Genomic DNA, 17,985 nt, shown 5'->3' with positions numbered 1-17,985 from the left:
TGGAAGGCCCGCCGCCCGCCGGCGAGGCCGCCATCGTTCTGGCGCGGGGGGAGGCGGCCGGCAGCCCCGAGGCCTATGCCCTCGACGTCGCCCCGAGCGGTGTCACCGTCACCGCCGCCAAGCGCGCCGGGCTGTTCTACGGCGCGATCAGCGTCTGGCAACTGGCCGTGCAGGACGCCGCCAAGGGCCCCGCCCAACTGCCCGCCGTCAGCATCGACGACGCTCCGCGCTTCGTCTGGCGCGGCTTCATGCTCGACAGCGCCCGCCACTTCCAGAAGGTGGAGACGATCAAGGCGATCCTCGACGCCATGGCCGCCCACAAGCTCAACGTCCTGCACTGGCATCTGGTCGACGACCAGGGCTGGCGGCTGGAGATCAAGAAGTACCCGAAGCTGACCTCGGAAGGCGCCTGGCGCGTCCCGGCCGGCGCGGCGGGCCGCGATCCCAAGACCGGCAAGGCCATCCGCTACGGCGGCTTCTACACCCAGGACCAGGTGCGCGACCTCGTCGCCTACGCCGCCGCGCGTGGGATCACCGTCGTTCCCGAAATCGAGATGCCGGGCCACGCCCTGGCCCCGCTGGTCGCCTATCCGCAGTACGGCATGACCAAGACCCCGCCGCGCCAGAACATGGGCGACTGGGGGGTGTTCCCCTACCTCTACAACACCGACGACCAGACCTTCGCCTTCCTCAACGACGTGCTCGACGAGGTCATGGACCTGTTCCCATCGCAGTACATCCATGTCGGCGGCGACGAGGCGGTCAAGGACCAGTGGAAGGCCAGCCCGGCCATCCAGGCCAGGATCGCGCAGCTGGGCGTCAAGGACGAGCACGGCTTGCAGAGCTGGTTCATCCAGCGCGCCGAGAAGCATATCAACGCGCGCGGCCGGCGGATGATCGGCTGGGACGAGATCCTCGAAGGGGGCCTGGCTCCCAACGCCACGGTGATGTCCTGGCGGGGGATCGACGGCGCGGTCGCGGCCGCCTCGCAGGGCCACGACGCCGTCCTGGCCCCCGACAGCACGCTCTATATGGACCGCCGCCAGAGCGCCTCGGCCGACGAGCCGCCCGGCCGGCTGAAGATCATCAGCCTCAAGGACGTCTACGACTTCGACGCCGCGCCCGCCGCCCTGACCGAGGCCCAGCGCGCCCACATCCTGGGCCTGCAGGCCACCGCCTTCACCGAGCACATGCGCACCGACGAGCGCCTGCAGAAGATGACCTTCCCGCGCCTGGTCGCCGTGGCCGAGAACGGCTGGACGCCCGCCGCCCGGCACGACTGGAACAGCTTCACCGCCCGGCTGCCGGCCGAGATGGCGCGGCTGGACGCCCTGGGCGTCGCCCACGACACCGTGCCGTACGAGCCCCAGGCGACCCTGACCCCGGCCGAAGGCGGCAAGGTCTCGGTGGCCCTGGCCTCGGGCCTGGGCCTGGGCGAGATCCGCTACACCGCCGACGGCGCCGTCCCGACGACGGCCTCGCCGCTCTACGACGCGCCGCTGGACGTCGCGCCGGGCAAGACGATCCGTGCTCGGACCTTCCTCGACGGCCAGGGTTTCGGCCGGGTCCGCGACTATCCCGTCAGCCTGCTGGCCGCCAACACCCGCAGCAGCCACCAGCTGGAGGTGTGCGGCAACGGCATCAACCTGTCGCTGGAAGACGACGCGCCGGTGAACGGTCAGCGGGCGGTGTTCGCGGTCGACCTGATGAACCCATGCTGGGTCTGGAAGGGCGCCGACCTGTCGTCGGCCCTGAAGCTGACCGCCCGCATCGGCCAGGTTCCGTTCAATTTCCAGATCGGCGCCGACAAGGCCAAGATCCCCTTGCGAGCCCCAGCCACGCCGGCCGGCGAACTGGACGTGCGCCTGGACGGCTGCGCGGGCGAGGTCATCGCCGCCATTCCCTTGGGCGCCGCCGCGCGCGGACCGGGCCTGGGCACGGTGTCGGGCGTGCTGCCCGCCCGCGCTGGCCGACATGACCTGTGTCTGACCTTTACAGCGCGCAGCGTCGAGCCGACGCTGGTGCTCGACCAGGTGACGCTGACGGCCGCCGGCAAGAGCGGCAAAAACTAGAGTTTCAAGGAAGCAGGGAAGCGTCCGTGTCCAATTTCGTACTGTCCTCGCCGCTCAAGGGCTGGATCGCCCCGCTCGACGAGACGCCCGACGCGGTGTTCGCCGAGCGCATGCTGGGCGACGGCCTGGCCATCGATCCGCTGGGCTCGACCCTGCACGCCCCCTGCGACGCGCGGGTCATCTCGGTGCACGGCACGCGCCACGCCATCACCCTGCGGGCCGACAACGGCGCCGAGATCCTGATGCATGTCGGCCTGGAGACCGTCGGCCTGGGCGGCGAGGGCTTCGAGGCCCACGTCCAGGACGGCCAGGCGGTGAAGTCGGGCGACAAGCTGATCAGCTTCGACCTCGACCTGCTGTCCTTGCGGGCCCGCAGCCTGATCACCCCGATCGTCATCACCAATCCCGACGCCTTCCAGATCGTCCGCCGCGAGCAGGACCACGTGGTCTCGGTCGGCGACTTCCTGATGGAGCTGGCCCCGGCTGGCGGCGCGGCGGCCGTGTCGCCGGTCGCCGAGGGCGAGGTCGTTCGCGAGGTGGTCGTGCCGCTGGCCCACGGCATCCACGCCCGGCCCGCCGCCCGCATCGCCGAGACCGCCCGCAAGTTCGCCGCCGAGGTGGCCCTGGTCGCCGTCAACCGCCGGGCCAGCGCCAAGAGCCCGGTGGGGGTGATGTCCCTGGCCATCCGCCACGGCGACCGCGTCAGCGTGGTGGCCAGCGGCCCCGACGCCGAATATGCGGTCATCGCCGTCGTCGAGCTGATCGAAGGCGGCATGGGCGAGAGCGCCGACCTGCCGGCGACCGCCGCTCCCGCTACCATGGTCGAGGCCGTCCGTGCGAACATGCCCAGCGAGCCGGGCCTGCTGCGCGGCGTGATGGCCGCGCCGGGCTTGACCATCGGCCAGGCGGTGCGCTTCGTCTCCAGCGACATCGTCGTCGTCGAGGCCGGGACCGGCGCGGCCAACGAGCGGGCCGCCCTCGAGGGCGCGCTGGCCCATGTCCGTGCCCGCATCGAGAAGGCCGCCGGCAAGGGTGACACCGCCCGCAAGGCGATCCTCGGCGCCCACCTGGCCTTCCTGGAAGACCCCGAACTGGCCGCCGCCGCCCACCGGCTGATCGCCGACGGCAAGGGCGCGGGCTTCGCCTGGCGCCGCGCGGTCGGCGGCTATGTCGAGGCCCTGCGCGGCCTGGGCGACCGCCGCCTGGCCGAGCGGGTGGACGACCTGATCGACCTGGAGCGCCAGGTGCTGCGCGCCCTGACGGGTGAAGAAGACGAGGCCCGGGTCCTGCCGCCCGGCGCCATCCTGCTGGCCGACGAACTGCTGCCCTCGCAACTGATGGGTGTCGAGGCCGGCCAGGTGGCGGGCTTCTGCACCGCCAAGGGCGGTCCGACCTCGCACGTGGCGATCCTGGCCGCGGCCATGGGCATCCCGGCGCTGGTCGCCGCCGGTCCCGGCGTGCTCGACGTGGCCGAGGGCACGGGGCTGATCCTCGACGCCGAGGCCGGAAGCTTGCGGATCGGTCCCGACGCCGCCGCCCTGGCCGCCGCCCAGACCGCCATCGCCGCCCGCCACGAACGCAAGGCCGCCGCCAAGGCCGCCGCCCACCAGGAAAGCCGCACCGCCGACGGCGTGCGCATCGAGGTGTTCGGCAATGTCGGCTCGCTGAACGACGCCCTGGCCGCCGCCGCCAACGGCGCGGAAGGCAGCGGACTGCTGCGCACCGAGTTCCTGTTCCTGGAGCGCGAGACTCCGCCCGACGAGGACGAGCAGGCCCGCCAGTACCAGGCGATCGCTTCGGCCCTGGACGGCCGTCCGCTGATCATCCGCACCCTGGACGTCGGCGGCGACAAGGCCGCGCCCTACCTGCCGATCCCGGCCGAGGAGAACCCGGCCCTGGGCCTGCGCGGCGTGCGCGTCAGCCTGTGGCGGCCGCACCTGCTGAAGACCCAGTTGCGGGCCATCCTGCGGGTCAAGCCGCTGGGTCAGTGCAAGATCATGGTCCCGATGATCGCCAGCCTCGACGAACTGCGCGCCGTCCGCGCCGTGCTCGAGGAGGCCAAGCGCGAGATGGGCGTCACCGAGCGGATCGAACTGGGGGTGATGATCGAGACCCCGGCCGCCGCCGTTACCGCCGACCTCTTGGCCGCCGAGGCCGACTTCCTGTCGGTGGGCACCAACGACCTGACCCAGTACGTGCTGGCCATGGACCGGGGCAATCCCGAGCTGGCGGCCCGCATCGACGCCCTGCACCCCGCCGTGCTGCGGATGATCGCCCAGACCTGCGCCGGCGCCGCCAGGCACCATCGCTGGGTCGGGGTGTGCGGCGGCCTGGCCTCCGACCTCGCCGCCGTGCCGGTGCTGGTCGGGCTGGGCGTCACCGAGCTTTCCGCCACGGCCGCCACGGTGCCCGAGGTCAAGGCCCTGGTCCGCACCCTGAACGTCGAGGCCTGCCAGGCCCTGGCCCGCCAGGCCCTGGACCAGACCTCGCCCGAGGCCGTGCGCCAACTCTGCAAAGCCTTCCAGGCCCAAATCCTGAAGGCGGGAGCCTAAGCGATGAAGTCCCCGCTCGAATTCCTCCAGCCCCTGGGCCGCGCCCTGATGCTGCCGATCGCCGTCCTGCCGGTGGCCGGGTTGCTGCTGAGGCTGGGCCAGCCCGACCTGCTGAACATCGCCTTCGTGGCCGCGGCCGGCGACGCGATCTTCTCCAACCTGGGCCTGCTGTTCGCCATCGGCGTGGCGGTCGGCTTCGCCAAGGAGAACAACGGCGCGGCCGGCCTGGCCGGGGTGGTCTGTTTCCTGATCGCCACCGAGGGCGCCAAGGCTCTGCTGCACGTGCCGCCGGAGGTCACGGCAGGCCTGATCAAGGCCCATGCCGACCTGGCCGGCGCGGCCTACAAGGCCAAGGCCCTGGCCAAGCTCAGCGTGCCGATCGGCATCGCCTCCGGCCTGATCGGCGGGGTGTTCTACAACCGCTTCTCGACCTTCAAGCTGCCCGAATACCTGGCCTTCTTCAGCGGCCGGCGCTTCGTGCCGATCATCAGCGGCTTCGCCGGCCTGGGCATCGCGGTGCTGATCGGGCTGGGCTATGACGGCATCAACGGCGCCGTCGACGGCGCCAGCCGGGCCATCGTCGGGTCAGGCGAGCTGGGCCTGCTGGTCTACGGGTTCCTCAACCGGATCCTGATCGTCACCGGCCTGCACCACATCCTCAACAACATCGCCTGGTTCGTGATCGGCGACTATCACGGCGCCACGGGCGACCTGCGGCGGTTCTTCGCCGACGACCCCAGCGCCGGCGGCTTCATGAGCGGGTTCTTCCCGGTGATGATGTTCGGCCTGCCCGCCGCCTGCCTGGCCATGTACCACACGGCTCGGCCGGAGAAGAAAAAGGCGGTCGGCGGCATGCTGACCTCGCTGGCCCTGACCTCGTTCCTGACCGGGGTCACCGAGCCGATCGAGTTCAGCTTCATGTTCCTGGCCCCGCTGCTCTACGTGGTGCACGCGGTGCTGACGGGCGTGGCCATGGCGCTGATGAACCTCCTGGACATCAAGCTGGGCTTCACCTTCTCGGCCGGGCTGTTCGACTATGTGCTGAACTTCGGCAAGGCCACCCACCCGCTGTGGCTGGTCCCGCTCGGCCTGGCCTATGCCGGCGTCTATTACGGCCTGTTCCGGTTCTTCATCCTCAAGTTCGACCTCAAGACCCCGGGCCGCGAAGCCGAGGACGACGTCGCGGTGGCCGACGTGACCACCGGCGGCGGCCGCGGCGCCGATTTCCTCGCCGCCCTGGGCGGGGCCGGGAACCTGGTCTCGATCGACGCCTGCACCACCCGCCTGCGCCTGATCGTCGTCGAGCAGGCCGGGGTCAGCGAACCGGCCCTCAAGGCCCTGGGCGCGCGCGGCGTGGTCAAGCCTTCGGACAAGGCCCTGCAGGTGGTGCTGGGCCCGATCGCCGACCAGGTGGCCGGCGAGATTCGCGCCGCCGCCGGAGCCCTGGGGGGCGGCGCTGCGGTCGCCCAGCCGGCGTCCAAGCCGGCGCCCAAGCCGGCGGTAGCGACGACCAAGGCCGCCGCCCTGCCCACCGCCGCCGATGACGATCGCGCCCAGGCCCTGGTCGCCGCCCTGGGCGGGGCGGGCAATGTCGAGACGGTCAGCAGCTGCTCCAGCCGCCTGCGCCTGCTGGTCCGCGACAACGACGGGATCGATGACACGGCGCTGACGGCGCTGGGCGCGCGCGGCGTGGTCCGTCTGGGCGACCGCGTCGTGCATGTGGTGCTGGGCGCCGACGCCGAACGCATCGGCGAGGCCGTGCGCTGCCTGCTGCCGGGCTGAAGGGAGGGGCGGGGGTGACTCAGCCGATCAATGACATCCTGATCGTCGGCGGCGGCACGGCCGGCTGGATGACGGCCGCGTACCTCGCCCGCCGCCTGGGCTCGATGCGGCCGGACGGGGTGCGCATCACCCTGATCGAGTCCAGCGAGATCGGCATCATCGGGGTGGGCGAGGGCACCTTCCCGACCATCCAGAACACCATGCGGACGATCGGCGTCGATGAGGCGCGGTTCATGCGCGAGGCCGGGGCGGCCTTCAAGCAGGGCATCCGGTTCGTCGACTGGAAGACCGCGCCCCGGGACGGCGTTCACGGCCATTACTACCACCCCTTCGCCCAGCCCCGGCTGCTGAACGGCGGCCTGGACCTGGCGCCCTACTGGCTGATGGGCGAGGCGGGCAATGTCCCGTTCTCCGACGCCGTCACCCTGCAGGACAAGGTCTGCGACGCGATGCGCGGGCCCAAGCGCGTCGACGACCCGCAGTACGGCGGGCCGATGGCCTACGCCTACCATTTCGACGCGGGGAAGCTGGCCGGCCTGCTGCGCGACGTCGGCAAGGCCACGGGCGTCAAGCACCTGCTGGGCAACGTGCTGAGCGTCAACAGGACCGACGACGGGTCGATCGCCTCGGTCACCACCCGCGAGCACGGCGACCTGACCGCCGACCTCTATGTCGACTGCACCGGGTTCGCCGGCGCCCTGATCGGCGACGCCATGGGGTCCAGCTGGATCGACAAGAGCGACGTGCTGTTCGTCGATCGGGCCCTGGCCCTGCAGGTCCCCTACGACCGGCCCGACGCGCCCGTCGCCACCACCACCATCTCCACCGCCCACGAAGCCGGCTGGACCTGGGACATCGGCCTGCCCGAGCGCCGGGGCACGGGCTATGTCTATTCCAGTCGTCACACCACGGACGATCGGGCCGAGCAGATCCTGCGTGGCTATGTCGGCAAGGCCGGCGAGGGGCTGACGCCGCGCCTGCTGAAGCTGAAGGTCGGCCACCGCGATCGGCACTGGGTCAAGAACTGCGTCGCCGTGGGCCTGTCGGGCGGCTTCCTGGAACCGCTGGAATCCACCGGCATCGTGCTGATCGAGGCCGCCGCCTACATGCTGGCCCGCAACCTGCCGCGCCGGGGTGGCATGGAGGCGGCGGCCCGGCAGTTCAACACGGCGATGACCGACCGCTACCTGCGGGCCATCGACTTCATCAAGCTGCACTACTGTCTCAGCCAGCGCACCGACAACAGCTTCTGGACCGACAACGCCGATCCGGTGTCGATCCCGGAAACCCTGCGCGACCACCTGGCGATGTGGCGGCACCGGCCGCCGAACGTCTTCGATTTCCCCAACCTCCACGAGTCGTTCAAGTACTTCAATTACCAGTTCATCCTGTACGGCATGGGCTTCGAGACCCAGGTCGATCCCGCCGCCCACGTCCACGGCGAACTGGCCCGGGCCGACTTCGCGCGCGTGCGGGAGGCCGGGGTCCGCGCCGCCGCCGGCCTGCCCGACCATCGCGCCTTGCTGACCCAGGTCTACGCCCACGGCTTCAGCACCAAGGTCCCGGACGCCGCCATGGCCGAGGCCGCCGAAAGCCTGCGCCGGTGAGCGAGCCGGCCTTCGACGCCGCCCCGGACCCGCGTGTCGAGGTCCTGCGGGTCGGCGCCGAGCGGCATCCGGTGCTGCTGATCGACGGCCTGCTGACCGGCGCTGAGGGCCTGGTCGACTTCGCCGCCGACACCGCCGTCCTCGCCCCCGTCAGATCGGCCGCCAACTTCTATCCCGGCGTGCGCGCCCCCGCCCCCGGCGGCTATGTCCGGGCGCTGATCAAGGCCCTGCGGCCGCACTTGGCCCAACTGTTCGGCGCGCCGATCGACGGCCAGGCCCACGTCACCAGCGCGCTGTCCATGGCCACCCTGCCGGCCCAGGCCGCCAACCTGGCCCAGCGCCTGCCGCACATCGACACCACGCAGCCCAGCCAGCTGGCGATCCTGCATTACCTGTGCGGCCCCGAGCACGGCGGCACGGCCTTCTATCGCCACCGCGCCACGGGGTTCGAGGCGATCGACCCCGATCGCGGCCCGGCCTATTTCGCCGCCCTGCGCGACGAGATCGCGGGCAAGGACGGCCCGGGCGGCTACATCGTCGGATCCGGCGATCTGTTCGAACAGACCGCCGCCGTCACGCCGGTCTTCAATCGGGTGATCGTCTATGCCAGCAACCTGCTGCACGCCGGCGTGCTGCCCGATCGGCCGCTGAGCCTGGACCCGCGCCTGGGCCGGCTGACGGCCAACACCTTCTTTCGCTTCGGGCCGCCCTGACCCCACGCCCCGCGCCGTCCACGCAAGGTCGGAGCGAAGAAAATGCAAGTCACGGCAATCGCGTCCAATCGCCCGGTCGGGGAAACGCCTAGCGTCCCTCGGGGCCCGCCAAACCAGCCGGGCCGACCGACAGCCGAGAGACGGGCCCATGACCACTTCTTCCAGCGGATCGCCGTCCAGCGAAACGCCCATCAGCGAAACGGAGGACGTGTCGCGGCGCGGCGTCGTCACCGGCGGCCTCGGCCTGGTCCTGATGGCCGCCGCCGCCCCGTCGCTCGCGCCGTCCGCATCGTCCGCGGCCACGCCCAAGGCGTCGCCCAAAGCTCCAGGAGCCACCATGAGCAGCAGCATCATCAAGACCAAGGACGGGACCGAGATCTACTACAAGGACTGGGGCCCCAAGACCGCCCAGCCGGTGGTCTTCCACCACGGCTGGCCGCTGAGCGCCGACGACTGGGACGCCCAGATGATGTTCTTCCTGGGCCAGGGCTTCCGGGTCATCGCCCATGACCGCCGGGGCCACGGCCGCTCGTCCCAGACCGACACCGGCAACGAGATGGACACCTACGCCGCCGACGTCGCGGCCCTGGCCGCCCATCTTGACCTGAAGAACGCCATCCACGTCGGCCACTCGACCGGCGGCGGCGAGGTGGCGCGCTACGTGGCGCAGTATGGCGGCGGCGGCCGGGTGGCCAAGGCGGTGCTGATCAGCGCCGTGCCGCCGATCATGGTCAAGACCCCCGCCAATCCGGGCGGACTGCCGATCGAGGTCTTCGACGGTTTCCGTGCCGCCCAGATCGCCAACCGCGCCCAGTTCTTCCGCGACGTCGCGGCCGGCCCGTTCTACGGCTTCAACCGTCCCGGCGCGAAGGTCTCGCCGGCCGTCGTCGACAACTGGTGGCGCCAGGGCATGATGGGCGGCACCAAGGCCCACTACGACTGCATCAAGGCCTTCTCCGAGACCGACTTCACCGAGGACCTCAAGAAGATCGACGTGCCGGTCCTGGTGCTGCACGGCGAGGACGACCAGATCGTGCCGATCGCCGACTCCGCCCTGCTGTCGGCCAAGCTGCTCAAGCACGGCACGCTGAAGACCTATCCGGGCCTGCCGCACGGCATGTGCACGACCCATCCGGAGGTGATCAATCCGGACCTGCTGGCCTTCTTCAAGGCCTAGGGGTTTCGGGGACTGAAAGTCGGGAAGGGCGTCCGCTTCTGGCGGGCGCCCTTGCTCCATTCTCCAAAGGTTGGCTCAAGCCGCCCGCACCGCCAGGATCACCGACGTCCACCCCGCCAGCGTCACCATCTGGCCCTCGACCTCGGCCGCGCCGAAGGCGACGCCCTCGACCCCCAGGGCGGCGGGCAGCGCGTAGCGCACCGTTTCGCGCCCGAAGTTCAGCACCACCACCAGCCCCGCGCCGCGCCGATAGGCGAAGACCTGTTCGTGGTCCGGATCGAGGTCCTCATAGGTCCCGTCCCGCAGGTCCGCCGACCCCCGCCGCCAGGCGATCAGGGCGCGGCAGTGGTTCAGCACCGAGTCCGGTCGCGCCGCCTGGTCCTCGGCGTTGATGGTCGCGGCGTTGGGATTGACCGCCAGCCAGGGCGCGCCCGTCGTGAAGCCGCCCTGCGGGCCGGCCGTCCACTGCATCGGGGTGCGGGCGTTGTCGCGGCCCATGGCCCGGACGTTGGCCAGGTACTCCGCCTCCGGCACCCGTCCGGCCAGGTCGCGCCAGCGGCCGGCCACCTCCAGGTCGTCGAAGTCGTCCAGGGCTTGGAACGGGTAGTTGGTCATCCCCAGTTCCTCGCCCTGGTAGAGGAACGGCGTGCCGCGCTGGGTAAGGATCAGGGTGTTGAGGACCTTGGCCGAGCGCTCGACCCAGGCCGGGTCGTCGTCGCCGAAGTGCGAGACCGAGCGCGGATTGTCGTGGTTGGACAGGAACTGGGTGTTCCAGCCGTAAGGGCCCGCCGCCGTGTCCAATTGACTGTACAGCGCCTTGAGCTGGGGCAAGGTCCAGGACGTCTTGCGCCAGCCGTCGATGTCCATGCGGACGATGTCGAAATTGATCACCAGGTCGAGCTCGCCGCGCCGGCTGTCGATCAGGTCGCGGGCCGCGTCAGGGGTCACCCCGAACGCCTCGCCGACCGTCAGGGTGTCGTAGTGGGCCAGCACCTCGCGGCGCATCTCGCGCAGATGGTCGTGCAGCCTGGGACCCGAGGCATAGACGAACTGCGGCGCCCGGCGCTGGGCCGGCGTCAGGTCCGGCAGGCCGGGCTGCTTGGCGATGAACGGGATGACGTCCATCCGGAAGCCCGACACCCCCTTGTCCAGCCAGAACCGCATCAGGTCGTACACTTCGGCCCGGACCTCGGGGTTCTCCCAGTTGAGGTCCGGCTGCTTGGCGGCGAAATAGTGCAGGTAGTACTGGCCGGTCGCCGCATCCAGCGTCCAGGCCGGTCCGCCGAAGAAGGCGCTGTAATTGTTGGGCGGCCCGCCTTCCCTGCCGTCGCGCCAGATGTAGTAGTCGCGAAAGGGGTTGTCCCGGCTCTTGCGGCTCTCGACGAACCAGGCGTGCTCGTCGCTGGTGTGGTTGACCACCAGGTCGATGATCAGCCGCATGCCGCGTTGTTTCATCCCGGCCAGCATCGTGTCGAAGTCGGCCATGGTCCCGAACTGGGCCATCACCTTGCGGTAGTCGCGGACGTCATAGCCGTTGTCGGCGTTGGGACTGTCGAAGTGCGGGCTGAGCCAGACCACGTCGACGCCGAGGTCCTTCAGGTAGTCGAGCCTGGCGGTGATCCCGGGGATATCGCCGACCCCGTCGCCGTTCGAATCCATGAAGGACCGGGGGTAGATCTGGTAGACGACGGCGTCCTTCCACCAGGGGCGGAGGGCGTCTGGCGGCGTCTTGCGATCATCATGGCTCACGAAGCGTCTCTCCCTGACGCACGGCGTACAGGACGAGACGCTACCGCGCCGAAGCGTGGTCGTCGCGGGGGATGTCGGTGGGGTTAGTGGCGGAGAGGGTGGGATTCGAACCCACGGTGCCCTTCCAGGCACGCCGCATTTCGAGTGCGGTACATTCGACCACTCTGCCACCTCTCCAGGGGGTCTTCGGGGCCGCCCGGGGGCTGGCCTTGAGTGAGGGCGGGATACCTAGCGGCGTCGCCGGAAGAGCGCAAGGGCCTGTGACAAGCTTTTGTGTCGCGGGGCGCGGTTTCCCGGCGGCGGGCGAGCCGCGCCTAGGCTTTCGGGTACAGAACCATCTGGGTGCAGCGGAAAAGCGCGATGGTCTTGCCGGTGGCCTCGGCGGTGACGACGGCGTCCCAGACCTGGGTGGTGCGGCCGCCATGGACCAGTTTGGCCTCGCAGGCCACCCCGTCGCCCTCGCGCGCCGTGCCCAGGAAGTTGGACTTCAATTCGATGGTCGTGAAGCCGCTGGCCCCTTCGGGCAGCGAGACCACGCAGCCGTAGCCACAGGCGCTGTCGGCCAGGGCGACGACGCTGGCGGCGTGCAGGAAGCCGTTGGGGGCCATGTGGTGGCGGGCGACGGTCATCCGGCCGCGCACCAGGCCGGTGACGGCCGTGCTCCATTCCAGGCCCAGCAGGCCTGGCAGGGCGCCGGCCTGGGCGGCGGTCAGTTCGGCGCTTCTATCGATGTCGGTCATGGTGGCGATCCAAGTGCTTCGTACGCGAAGCATCTAGGCGCGAAGGTCGGGTCGGCGCAAGTGGGTTTTTAAATAGAACTGATGTCGACCGGCTGGAACCGCAGGCCGTCGTCGTTGGCGGGCGGCAGGCGGAAGGCGCGGATCCCGACCTGCAGGGCGGGGGCGGTCATCGGGCCGGGCGAGGCCAGGGCGGCCGCGCGGCGGGCAGTGAAGGCTTCGGCGGGAACGGCGTCGCCGGCGTCGACATTGCCGGCGCGGTGATCGGCGACCGTGGCGCTCCAGGCGTCGCCGTCGGCCCCGACCTGGCCGCTCAGCAGCCGGGTCTGGGGCGGCAGGGCCAGCAGCTGGCGGGCGGCGGCGTGCAGGCCCTCGGCGTCGGCGCCGGGCGCGTCGCTGTCGCCCAGGCCCTGGTCCGGCGGCAGGATGGCCGCGCCGGTGAAGACGACGTCGCCGATCCGGTAGGCCACGGCGCCGGGCAGGCGGCCGGGCAGGGCGATGGCGGTGATCTCGACGCCGCCCATCGGCAGGGCCTCGCCGTCCTGGGCCAGCTTGTCGAAGTCCCAGCCGTCGAGGTCGACACCGTCGGCGCCGAGCACCGGGACCAGGCGCTTGAGGCTGTCGAGCACGCCGGCCCCGATGCAGATCGAGGCGCCGGTCTCGTACTTGACGTGGCCGGCCGCCGAGATGTGGCCGGTGTGGACGCCGGTCTCGAGGATCCAGGTGGGGCCCAGGTCGCGGGCCCGGACGTCGGCGATGATCGCGTCGACGAAGCCGGTGTCGACGGCCTGGGTCAGCGGGTCATAGTCGAGCACGGGGTCGACGAAGGCGCAGAGCAGGGTGGCTGGGTCGGCGATCAGATAGGTCACCCGACCGGTGGCGGGGTGATGGAAAGCGGTTATTTCCGGCTGCATGCTTACGCCCGATAGTGCCCGAGGCGGGCACCTTGACGGCAAGCTCTTAAGTATAGGCGAACGCCGATCCACGTCTTTCGCTCGCGAGGCGATTGGTCGCGACCTGAACGGTCAGGGGCGATCGGCGGCCGTGCAGGTGCGGGCGCTGCCGCGCATCTCGGTCACCCAGGGCGGCTCGACATAGCGGTCGCCGTCGCGGAAGCCGGGGGCGCAGCCCTCGGGCGTGTCGCTCTTGGAGCGGCCGCCGCCGCGCATGTCGAGCGACAGGGCCAGGGACTGCGAGCTTCCGCCGCGCGGGCCCCAGCCGTAGCCGCCATAGCCGCCGAGCCCGTCATAGCCGTAGCCGCCGCCATAACCGTAGCCATAGCCCCGGCCGTGCTTGCCGTAGTCGGTCTGACCGACGGCGATGCCCAGGGTGCTGGCTTCGCCGATCGGGATCAGGGTCGAGACATAGCCGCTGCGATAGCCGCCGGTGCCGATGCTGACGCCGGTCTCGCCGTGGATCTGACGCTTGCCGTCCGGGCCCAGGGGGTAGCCGTTCACGTCGACGTTCGGCCGCATGGCGTAGCCGTTCGGGCCGTTATCGACCCGCTCGATCGGCGGCGAGTCGGCCAGCCAGGCGGCGACCTGGTCCTGGGTGCTCACCGGCTTGGCCGCTCGGGCGGCCTCGGCCTGGACCTTGGCGTCGGCCTGGGCCTTGGCGATCTCGGCCTCGGTGGGCGGCTTGGCGGCGGTGCGCGAGGCGGTGGCGACGACCTCGTCGGAGGCGTCGCGAGCCAGGGCTGCGCCCGGCAGGGCCAGGGGCGCGGCCAGAAGCGCGAAAGCGAGGGCGAAACGGGACGCGAGCATGGACGTAACCTCCGACCGTTCCATCCTGAACCCGGCCGTGAGCCGAATTAGGGCCTTAATGTATCGGAACCGCAAGGTGTAGCTGGGGAGGCGGTCACAGGGCTTCAAGGGCGGCCTCCAGCGCCGCCATGTCGGGCGGCAGGGGGGTCTCGAAGCGCAGGGTCTGGCCCGTGATCGGATGGACGAAGCCCAGCACGGCGGCGTGCAGGGCCTGGCGGGCGAACCCGATCTCCTGGATCGCCGCCTTGACCGGCGCGGCCGGGGCGCCGGCCCCGTAAACCGGGTCGCCCAGGCAGGGGCTGCCCCGGCTGGCCATGTGGACGCGGATCTGGTGGGTGCGGCCGGTTTCCAGCCGGCAGGCGACCCGGGCGGCCAGCGGCTTGGCGGCCGGGCCGAAGGTCTTCTCGACGCGGTAGTGGGTGGTCGCCTCGCGGCCGCCGCTCTTCAGCACCGCCATCTTCTTGCGGTCGCCGGGCGAACGGCCCAGGCGGGTCTGGATCGTGCCGACCACCGGGTGCGGCGCGCCGCGGGTCAGGGCCAGGTACATGCGGTCGATGTCGTGCTCGGCGAACAGGGCGGAAAGGCCCTGGTGGGCGGCGTCGGTCTTGGCGGCGACCATCACGCCCGAGGTCTCCTTGTCCAGCCGGTGGACGATGCCGGGGCGGGCGACGCCGCCGATCCCCGACAGGCTGTCGCCGCAGTGGTGCAGCAGGGCGTTGACCAGGGTGCCGGTCTCGCAGCCGGGCGCCGGGTGGGCGGCCATGCCGGCCGGCTTGTCGATGACGATAAGATAGGCGTCCTCGTAGAGCACGCTCAGCGGAATGTCCTCGGGCAGCGGCTCGGCGGCGACCGGCGGCGGCACCACCACGGCATAGGTCCCGGCCACGGCCTTGGCCGAGCCGTTGGTCAACGGGACGGCGGCGCGGCCCGGCGTCGCCAGCGACACCTGGCCGGCGGCGATCAGCGCCTGCAGCCGGGCCCGCGACAGGTCCGGCGCGGCGGCGGCCAGGGCCTTGTCCAGCCGCTGGCCGGCCAGGTCGGCGTCCAGGACGATCAGCAGCGTCTCGCCGGCGCCTGCTTCCTGGGCGTCGAAGTCCTCCAGTTCGTCGTCTGGCGTGGTCGGGGGCTGACTCAAGGTTGTCTTCACGGCTCCGTCACGAGGATGTCGCATCGACGACACCGCCCGCGCCTAACGGCTCAGGTTCATAAGCTTAGCGTACGAAGGGGATAGTCGATGCGCGCGATCCGCACCACCTTGCTCATGGCCGCCGTCAGCGGCCTGGCCCTCTCCGCCGGACTGGCCCACGCCGCCGACGTCGCCCCGGCCGCCGCCGAACCGGCCGAGACCCAGGTCGAGGAACTGGTCGTCACCGCCCAGAAGCGCGAGCAGAAGACCGTCGAGGTGCCGATCGCCTTGACCGCCTATTCGGGCGCCATGCTCGAGAAGCTGGGCGTCCAGGAGTTCGACCGGCTGTCGGCCTTCGTCCCCGGCTTCCAGGTGCAGAACCAGTCGCCCAACAACCCCGGCTTCGTGATGCGCGGCATCACCTCCGACAGCGGCGACGCCACCACCGAACCGCGCGTCTCGGTGTTCCAGGACGGGGTGTCGATCTCCAAGTCGCGCGGCTCCTATATCGAGCTGTTCGACATCCAGCGCATCGAGGTCGCCAAGGGCCCGCAGTCGACCCTGTATGGCCGCGGCGCGATGATCGGGGCGGTCAACGTCATCCAGAACAAGGCCAGCACCCAGGCGCTGGACTGGCGGGTCGGGGCCGAGGGCGGCAACGCCGGCTACGGCCTGTTCGAGGTGATGGCCAACGTGCCGCTGGGCGACACCTTCGCCGTCCGCGTGGCCGGCCGCTACAAGGAGCGCGACGGCGCGATCGACAACGTGCTGGGCGGCCCGGCCCTGGGCTCGACCGACACCGGCGCCCTGCGGCTGTCGGCCCACTGGGCGCCGACCAGCAGGCTGAACGCCGACGTCATCGTCAACTACGAGGCCGACCACCCGACCGGCACCTCGTTCAAGTCCAACCAGTTCAACCCGACCGACATCGCCACCGGCCAGCCGCTGGGCGACCGCGACCCCAACAGCCCGGCCGGCCTGTCCAGCGGCTACGGCTTCGAGGGCAATGCGCGCCTGGGCCTCAAGCGCTATGTCTCCGGCGTCACGGCCCTGGTCGACTACAGCTTCAACGACGCCTGGAAGCTGTCGTCGATCTCGGCGGCCCGTCACTTCCAGAGCGAGGAGGTGTTCGATCCGGACGGCTTCTCGCTGCCGATGTTCGTGTTCGCCGAAGACGCCCGCGGCACCCAGTACAGCCAGGAATTGCGCCTCAACTACGACAATGGCGGCAAGATCAGCTGGTTCGGCGGCGTCAGCTATTTCGACGAGGACGCCCAGACCCGCGTGCCGCTGCAGTTCGACGAGCGCTACGTGCTCAGCCTGCTGACCGGCCAGCTGGGCAAGCCCAACCCCAAGCCGACGGCGGTGCTGACCAACACCACCTATCTGGCCGCCCTGCTCACCGGCCTGAGCGGCGGCGCGGCCAGCGGCGCGGTCGCCCAGGGCATCGCCAACAATCTCGGCGTCCACACCGAGCAGTACACCAACTACGGCCGGATCAAGTCGTGGGACATCTATGGCGACGCCACCTGGCATGTCACCGACCGCTTCGAGCTGTCGGCCGGCCTGCGCTACACCAATGACGACAAGTCCAGCGGCATCGCCTCGCGGGTCAGCGATCGTTCGATCCTCGGCGGGGTGCTGGGCGCGCTCAGCCAGCCGGCGGCGACCCGGCTGGCCATCCTCGGGGCCCTGGCGGTTCCCGGCGCGGCCAACATCCCGACCTCGGCCGGCTATCCGATCCCGATGTTCGGCCTGTTCGCCCAGCCGACCACCGGCAATGGCCAGATCACGACCCAGGACTTCACCGACGACGGCCTGACCTGGCGCCTGGTCGGCCGCTACGCGGTCAGCCCCGACGCCAGCCTCTACGCCTCCTACGCCCGCGGCCGCCGGCCCAAGGTGCTGTCCGCCGCCGCGCCCGGCGCGCCGATGGGGGCCGGCAAGTTCACGCCCGTGGCCGCCGAGACGGTCGATTCCTACGAGGCCGGCGCCAAGAGCCGGCTGCTGGACGGCCGGCTTTCCCTGGAGGGCGCGGTCTACATCTACAACTACGAGAATTTCCAGACGACGGTGCAGTCGGGCGCCCAGATCATCACCACCAACGCCGGCGAGGCTCAGGCCTACGGCTTCGAGGGGCAAGCCACCTGGCAGGCGGCGTCGTTCGCCGAGGTGTTCGCGACCTACGGCTACAACCACGGCCGCTTCAAGACCGGCATCCGCGACGGCAACCGCTTCCGCCTGGCGCCGGACAACAAGTTCTCGCTGGGCTCCAGCCTGCACGCCGAGATGCTGAACGGCCGCGTCACCTTCACCCCGATCTACACCTGGCAGTCCAAGACCTTCTTCGACGACGACAACGACATCCCCGCCCTGCAGGCCAGCAACCTGATCCCCGACCTGGTGCAGGACGAGTTCCAGAAGAGCTACGGCCTGCTGGACCTGCGGCTGGAATATCAGCCGTCGTTCGCCAACTGGAAGGTCGGGGCCTTCGTGACCAACGCCACCGACGAGGACTACATCAAGGACGCCGGCAACACCGGCGACGCCTTCGGCATCCCGACCTTCATCGCCGGCAACCCGCGCTACTACGGCGTGACGTTCGCGATCCGGCGATAGGGACGGGCTGAGTTGGGGACACGCGCATGCGCGTGTCCCCGTCCGTCCTTCGTCCGTTCCCGTCTTGTATTTGGGCCGGCGTCACGCT

General features: G+C 70.6%; 12 protein-coding genes and 1 tRNA gene. 7 read left to right on the top strand and 6 right to left on the bottom strand.

All coding sequences use genetic code 11. From position 1 onward, the window contains the following. From PMI01_RS11795 to PMI01_RS11770, 6 genes are all read left to right on the top strand, one after another. The coding region (locus PMI01_RS11795; RefSeq protein ID WP_007668459.1) for a family 20 glycosylhydrolase at positions 1-2,072 on the top strand (2,072 nt) is incomplete at its 5' end. A 26-nt stretch (positions 2,073-2,098) separates the two neighbouring features. After that, positions 2,099-4,624, top strand: a complete 2,526-nt coding sequence (gene ptsP, locus PMI01_RS11790) for a phosphoenolpyruvate--protein phosphotransferase (RefSeq protein ID WP_007668457.1) — start codon at positions 2,099-2,101, stop codon at positions 4,622-4,624. Between the two features lie 3 nt (positions 4,625-4,627). Then, positions 4,628-6,406 (top strand): N-acetylglucosamine-specific PTS transporter subunit IIBC, encoded by a 1,779-nt coding sequence (gene nagE / locus PMI01_RS11785; protein WP_007668455.1) that lies wholly within the window; start codon positions 4,628-4,630, stop codon positions 6,404-6,406. Between the two features lie 14 nt (positions 6,407-6,420). Beyond that, positions 6,421-8,013: a tryptophan halogenase family protein gene (locus PMI01_RS11780; protein ID WP_007668453.1), complete on the top strand. Its 1,593-nt coding sequence runs from the start codon at positions 6,421-6,423 to the stop codon at positions 8,011-8,013. After that, the gene (locus PMI01_RS11775; RefSeq protein ID WP_007668452.1) at positions 8,010-8,726 is read left to right on the top strand and encodes a DUF6445 family protein; all 717 of its coding nucleotides are present in this window, start codon (positions 8,010-8,012) and stop codon (positions 8,724-8,726) included. The genes PMI01_RS11780 and PMI01_RS11775 overlap by 4 nt, the downstream gene beginning before the upstream one ends. A 337-nt stretch (positions 8,727-9,063) precedes the next feature. After that, positions 9,064-9,903, top strand: coding sequence for an alpha/beta fold hydrolase (locus PMI01_RS11770; protein WP_007668451.1), 840 nt, complete (start codon positions 9,064-9,066; stop codon positions 9,901-9,903). Positions 9,904-9,978: 75 nt separating this feature from the next. On the opposite strand, the gene PMI01_RS11765 is transcribed toward PMI01_RS11770, so the two are convergent. From PMI01_RS11765 to PMI01_RS11740, 6 genes are all read right to left on the bottom strand, one after another. Next, positions 9,979-11,652 (bottom strand): alpha-glucosidase, encoded by a 1,674-nt coding sequence (locus PMI01_RS11765; protein WP_007668449.1) that lies wholly within the window; start codon positions 11,650-11,652, stop codon positions 9,979-9,981. Positions 11,653-11,739: 87 nt separating this feature from the next. Continuing rightward, positions 11,740-11,829, bottom strand: a tRNA-Ser gene (locus PMI01_RS11760). 137 nt (positions 11,830-11,966) lie between these two features. Beyond that, on the bottom strand, positions 11,967-12,392 hold the full coding sequence (locus PMI01_RS11755) for a PaaI family thioesterase (RefSeq protein ID WP_007668447.1): 426 nt from the start codon (positions 12,390-12,392) through the stop codon (positions 11,967-11,969). A 68-nt stretch (positions 12,393-12,460) separates the two neighbouring features. Then, positions 12,461-13,303 (bottom strand): MBL fold metallo-hydrolase, encoded by an 843-nt coding sequence (locus PMI01_RS11750; RefSeq protein WP_007668445.1) that lies wholly within the window; start codon positions 13,301-13,303, stop codon positions 12,461-12,463. 111 nt (positions 13,304-13,414) lie between these two features. Then, on the bottom strand, positions 13,415-14,152 hold the full coding sequence (locus PMI01_RS11745) for a hypothetical protein (RefSeq protein ID WP_007668444.1): 738 nt from the start codon (positions 14,150-14,152) through the stop codon (positions 13,415-13,417). 94 nt (positions 14,153-14,246) lie between these two features. Further along, entirely contained in the window at positions 14,247-15,323 is a 1,077-nt protein-coding gene (locus PMI01_RS11740) for an RluA family pseudouridine synthase (RefSeq protein ID WP_007668443.1), read from the bottom strand. Between the two features lie 63 nt (positions 15,324-15,386). Between PMI01_RS11740 and PMI01_RS11735 the strand changes: the two genes are divergently transcribed. Next, positions 15,387-17,897 (top strand): TonB-dependent receptor, encoded by a 2,511-nt coding sequence (locus PMI01_RS11735; protein WP_007668442.1) that lies wholly within the window; start codon positions 15,387-15,389, stop codon positions 17,895-17,897. Positions 17,898-17,985 lie beyond the last annotated feature (88 nt).

The sequence above is a fragment of the Caulobacter sp. AP07 genome (genome assembly GCF_000281955.1).
In the GTDB taxonomy this organism is placed as follows: Bacteria; Pseudomonadota; Alphaproteobacteria; order Caulobacterales; family Caulobacteraceae; genus Caulobacter.
The sequence above is the reverse complement of the archived record's forward strand: the minus strand, read 5'-3'. Positions and strand labels throughout refer to the sequence as shown.

Excerpts from the sequence above, each read along its gene's own strand:
- PMI01_RS11735 (WP_007668442.1), top strand. The coding sequence starts at position 15,387 with ATGCGCGCGATCCGCACCACCTTGCTCATGGCCGCCGTCAGCGGCCTG.
- PMI01_RS11755 (WP_007668447.1), bottom strand. The coding sequence starts at position 12,392 with ATGACCGACATCGATAGAAGCGCCGAACTGACCGCCGCCCAGGCCGGC.
- PMI01_RS11745 (WP_007668444.1), bottom strand. The coding sequence starts at position 14,152 with ATGCTCGCGTCCCGTTTCGCCCTCGCTTTCGCGCTTCTGGCCGCGCCC.
- PMI01_RS11770 (WP_007668451.1), top strand. The coding sequence starts at position 9,064 with ATGAGCAGCAGCATCATCAAGACCAAGGACGGGACCGAGATCTACTAC.
- nagE (WP_007668455.1), top strand. The coding sequence starts at position 4,628 with ATGAAGTCCCCGCTCGAATTCCTCCAGCCCCTGGGCCGCGCCCTGATG.
- PMI01_RS11750 (WP_007668445.1), bottom strand. The coding sequence starts at position 13,303 with ATGCAGCCGGAAATAACCGCTTTCCATCACCCCGCCACCGGTCGGGTG.
- PMI01_RS11740 (WP_007668443.1), bottom strand. The coding sequence starts at position 15,323 with ATGCGACATCCTCGTGACGGAGCCGTGAAGACAACCTTGAGTCAGCCC.